General features: G+C 36.5%; 5 protein-coding genes and 1 pseudogene. 4 read left to right on the top strand and 2 right to left on the bottom strand.

From position 1 onward, the window contains the following. Positions 1 to 137: 137 nt before the first annotated feature. Both ACTHJT_RS01115 and ACTHJT_RS01110 read right to left on the bottom strand, forming a co-directional pair. Positions 138 to 1142 carry a hypothetical protein gene (locus ACTHJT_RS01115; RefSeq protein WP_440235762.1) on the bottom strand — a complete coding sequence of 335 codons (1005 nt, stop codon included), beginning with the start codon at positions 1140 to 1142 and terminating at the stop codon, positions 138 to 140. Positions 1143 to 1293: 151 nt separating this feature from the next. Next, a complete protein-coding gene (locus tag ACTHJT_RS01110) occupies positions 1294 to 2199 on the bottom strand; it encodes a 3-hydroxyacyl-CoA dehydrogenase family protein (RefSeq protein ID WP_440235761.1) in 906 nt (301 codons plus the stop codon). 303 nt (positions 2200 to 2502) lie between these two features. Between ACTHJT_RS01110 and ACTHJT_RS01105 the strand changes: the two genes are divergently transcribed. The 4 genes and pseudogenes from ACTHJT_RS01105 to ACTHJT_RS01090 form a co-directional block, all read left to right on the top strand. Beyond that, positions 2503 to 3330 carry a MotA/TolQ/ExbB proton channel family protein gene (locus ACTHJT_RS01105; RefSeq protein WP_440235760.1) on the top strand — a complete coding sequence of 276 codons (828 nt, stop codon included), beginning with the start codon at positions 2503 to 2505 and terminating at the stop codon, positions 3328 to 3330. A gap of 20 nt (positions 3331 to 3350) precedes the next feature. Continuing rightward, entirely contained in the window at positions 3351 to 3956 is a 606-nt protein-coding gene (locus ACTHJT_RS01100; protein WP_440235759.1) for an ExbD/TolR family protein, read from the top strand. A gap of 4 nt (positions 3957 to 3960) precedes the next feature. Further along, positions 3961 to 4497, top strand: coding sequence for an ExbD/TolR family protein (locus tag ACTHJT_RS01095; RefSeq protein ID WP_440235757.1), 537 nt, complete (start codon positions 3961 to 3963; stop codon positions 4495 to 4497). After that, positions 4494 to 4721 (top strand): annotated as a pseudogene (locus ACTHJT_RS01090) (energy transducer TonB); the annotation flags it as partial. The gene ACTHJT_RS01095 and the pseudogene ACTHJT_RS01090, both read left to right, overlap by 4 nt.

Here is a 4721-nt window from a genome sequence, read left to right as displayed (position 1 = left end):
ATTAAAGGTTGTTTTGGTGTAACCCAGATTTTAATTCAAATTTATTATCAATTAAAAACAACAAAAAAAATGGCGCGGCCCGACCCGATTCGTTGGGGTGTGGGGGAGGCGACTTTTATAGGGAATACCTAAATTAATTATTTCTTTTTCATGAAAGGCAGGTAATATACGTAAGAAGGCTTTGCACCTTCGCCATTCACTGCTACAAAGATTGCTTTGTCTGTCGCGCAAATCCCCGTAATGGGAGACTGCATAAAATCAATGGCTATTTTTTTCCAGGTAACAGCCTGGTCCTCGGAGAAAAACAATTCACCTTTATCTGTTGCTGCATATAAAACTCCGCCTTCAGCTATTAATCTTGTAATTAATTTACCTTCCATACCGGTGTTATAGGCTTTCCAGGAGGATGCTTTGTTGTCGGAACGGTATACACCATTATCAGTCGCAATAAACAGCGTCTTACCTATGTCTGCGAGATCGCCAATGTTTTTACTTTCGGGTAAACCTTTACTATTATATTCCCAGGATTCACCTTTTTTGATATTAAGAGAATATACGCCATCTCCATGCATGCTGCAAAACATGTACTCTTCTGAATTTTCAATATTATTGATATAGCTTTTGCCCAGGGCGTTGAATCCAACACTGATACCCCTGAAGGTCTTACCAAGGTTGTGCGAAAGATAAATGGTTTTTTGCCAGTTGCATACAAAAAGCATAGAATCCATGCTATACAGATAGAAGATTTTACTGGTTCCGAGTTTACCACTACCCAATGGTTCCCATTTTTTTAAGTCCTCACTTCTGAACAATCCATAACCATCTCTGAAACCTACATAGTAATAATCCAAATGTTTCATTACAATGCTTACACGGGAATTTTTAAGATTGGGAGAAACTTCAATTTTCTTGAATCTGAACAAAGAATCTACATAATAATACAAACCTTTATTGGAACACATAAACATTCCGTCACCATGGATGTAGTAGATGTTGTCTATTTGAATACTATCCGGTTTATAGCCATATTCTATCGTTTTCCATTCTTTAGAAAGTACTTTACCGGCAATTGTTTGAGCCGTTCCATTTACATGGAAAAATACAACAATAGTTAAAAAAAATAATAATCTTAACTTAGACATAAAGGGTGGTATGAAATAACGAATATTCAATATTATAGCTAATTTATAAAACAATTCCTTAATACAAAACAATTATAGAAGGCTGTTTTTAGAATAATTAGCAATTATTGGCCCATTTTTTTTAACTTAAGTAAAAACTATAAAAACTGACTTACAAATTTTTCCGGAGCAGTTTGTTGATCTGAAGATTTTTAGGATCTGACCAGTCATAAAATCCTGATTTAGATTTGTTTCCAAGAAATCCGGCTTGTACCATGTTGGTTAAAAGGGGGCAGGGAGCATATTTAGGATTTTTGAAACCTTCATATAGTACATGCATGATGTTCAGGCAAACATCCAGACCGATATAATCTGCCAGTTGTAATGGTCCCATGGGATGAGCCATACCAAGCTTCATGATCTGATCGATTTCAGCAATACCTGCGACACCTTCGTAATAACTATAAATAGCCTCGTTGATCATAGGCATTAAAATCCTGTTGGAAATGAACCCCGGAAAGTCATTGGTATGAACAGGTGTTTTATGTAACTCACGGGTAAGTGACTGGATCGTTTCAATCGTAGGTTCGCTGGTTTTCAATCCTGCGATGATTTCAACCAAAGGCATGATTGGTACGGGGTTCATGAAGTGCATACCAACAACTTTGTCCGGCCGGCCTGTAAAACTTGCAAGCTTGGTAATTGAAATAGAAGAAGTGTTGCTTGCCAGGATGGTTTCAGGTTTGCAGTGCCTGTCAATGGATTGAAATACATCTTTTTTTATGTCAATCAGTTCCGGTACAGCTTCAATAACAACGTCGCATGTGGCACATGCTTTTTCCAGATCCTGCATAGGGGTGATATTGGCTAAAATTGTCTCTTTATCAGCAATTGAAATACTACCTTTCGAAATCTGTCGTTCTAAATTGGTTGAAATTTGCTGCAGTCCTTTTTGTAAGGACGAACTGCTTGTGTCAAATAAAAGTACAGGAAATTGATATTGGGCAAAACTGTGTGCAATTCCATTGCCCATGGTGCCTGAGCCAATGATTAGTAACTGTTTTTTGTTTACTTGCATAATTTAATTCTGTATGAATACTAAAATTTAAGTAACTATAAAATTTAATTTTGTTTTTATTTGGAGTTTTTCTGAATCTCTACTACTTTTGTATAGAATAGCAATCTTAGTTTAGTCGATAAGGCAATATGTTGAAAAATATAGAAATAAATACAAAAAAATAAACAGTTGCCAATCAGCATTTTAATTCTAATGTTATTAAATTGATAACGGAATTAAGTTAAAGTTAACATTTCCTTAATAGAGTAATCCCGAAATTTGCACCAAAAATAAATCTGAATAGTATCTTAAGTTTAAATTAATATGGAAAATCAAGCAATCCCACAAAAATCAAAATTCAGCTCTACGTTCGCATTATTAGTTATCCCGATTTGTATTATTGTTGCTGAAATTGTATTCCACTTCATCTTTGGTGCAAAAAGCAACTTTGAACCAACAGGTGAGCCTAAGGTTGGAAATTATTTTGGTATTGTATACAAAGGTGGGTTTATAGTACCGATCCTTATGTCTTTCTTTTTAATGGTTATTACATTTTCTGTTGAACGTTTCATTACTATTCAGCAGGCTTATGGTTCAGGTTCTTTAGATAACTTTGTACGTAAAATAAAATCATTCCTTTCTACGAATGATGTAAACGGTGCTATTGAGATCTGCGAACAGCAGAAAGGTTCATTGGGTAATGTTACCTTATCTGTATTACAGAAATATAAATCGGTAGCATCAGATAAATCCATGAGCAAAGATCAGAAGCAGGTTGCGATTCAGAAAGAACTTGAAGAAGCAACAGCATTGGAACTGCCTATTTTAGAGAAGAACTTAACAATTCTGGCAACGCTTGCTTCAGTAGCAACACTTGTAGGTTTATTAGGTACAGTAATTGGTATGATCAAAGCTTTCGCTGCATTGGCAAGTTCAGGTACTCCAAATGCAGAAGCATTGGCAACTGGTATCTCTGAAGCCTTGATCAACACAGCGCTTGGTATTTCTTCTTCCGCATTCGCGATCATTTTCTACAACTTGTTTACAAGCAAAATTGATACATTGACATACAGCATTGATGAAGTAGGTTTCAGTATCAACCAGAACTTTGCCGCAAACCACAAAGAAAAAGAATCAGCTGTACTGGCTTAATTAACCGAATGTCTTAAGCCATGGCTAAAGTAAAAACAAAAAGACACAGCATTTCTCTCGACATGACTGCCATGTGTGATATGGCTTTCCTGTTGCTTACCTTCTTTATCTTAACGGCTAAAATGAAGGTTCCTGAGCCTGCACAGTTTGATGTTCCGTCTTCCATTTCCAATCAGAAATATGAAGAAAAAGATTTGATCCGGATATCAATAAGCAACGATGACAGGATCTTCCTTACAGTGCCTGACCAGACATTGAGAAGAGAAATGATTGATGCATACGCAAACACCTTTAAAGTGAATCTGACTGAAAAGCAAAAAATGACTTTTGAGTTAACAGAAACCTTTGGTATGCAAAAATCGGATTTGGTTTCGTATCTGGCACAGCCGGACGAAATCAGAAAGAAATTTCCTCAGGGCGGTATACCTGCAGATTCAACAGACAATCAATTGGAAGAGTGGATTGCTACTGCAAAGGCAGTAAATCCTGACCTGACAATTGCAATCAAAGGCGATCAGGATGCTAACTACAGTAAGTTTAGTGAAGTAATCGCTACATTAAAGAAGAGAAGAATTTATGCGTTTAGCCTGGTAACTACATTAGAAGCTAAACCATCAAACTTATAATACTATGGCTGAAATTAACACTGGTGACGGTGGCGGTAAAGGCGGAAAGAAAAGATCTAAAAAGGTATCTACTAAAGTGGATATGACGCCCATGGTGGATTTGGCTTTCCTTTTAATTACTTTCTTTATGTTGGCCACAACTTTAACCAAACAACAGAAATTTGATTTCGGTGTTCCGCCGGATATTAAGGACCCACAGGAACAGCCTGAATTAAAAGCCAGTCATGCAATAACGCTTATTCTGGGAGAAGATGATATTGTATACTGGTATACAATGAACCAGGATGGATCAACAGATTTTCACGAGACAGATTTTTCTGAAGATGGTATCCGTGCGGTATTATTGGAAAAAAGAAATAAATTAGAGAAAGATCTGAATGTGATCATTAAACCGATGAAGGAATCAAAGTACAAAAATCTTATTGATGTTATTGATGAGCTTGCGATTCTTGGTATTGGCAAAAAAGCCATGGTAGACGCATCTCCTGATGATATTAAATTAGTACGGGCTGAAAAGGCGGCATCACAAAGTAGTCTATGAAAGAGGAATTAGATTTATATAGTGCTACCCTGGATGAGATTGTTTTTGAAGACAGAAATAAATCATACGGTGGATATTCTTTGCGTGTTTGGTACAGAAAGAATGTTACCAAAGCGGTAATCATTACCTGTGCAGCATTTTTCTTCCTTGCCTGGGGGGGCGATTATTATGTAGTTGCTACTTCTAAACCAACAGAGGTATACGTACCCATGGAAGTTAAGATG

It is taken from the genome of Cytophaga sp., from assembly GCF_051961495.1.
Lineage (GTDB): Bacteria > Bacteroidota > Bacteroidia > Cytophagales > Cytophagaceae > Cytophaga.
This window is presented reverse-complemented; position numbering and strand designations above follow the sequence as displayed.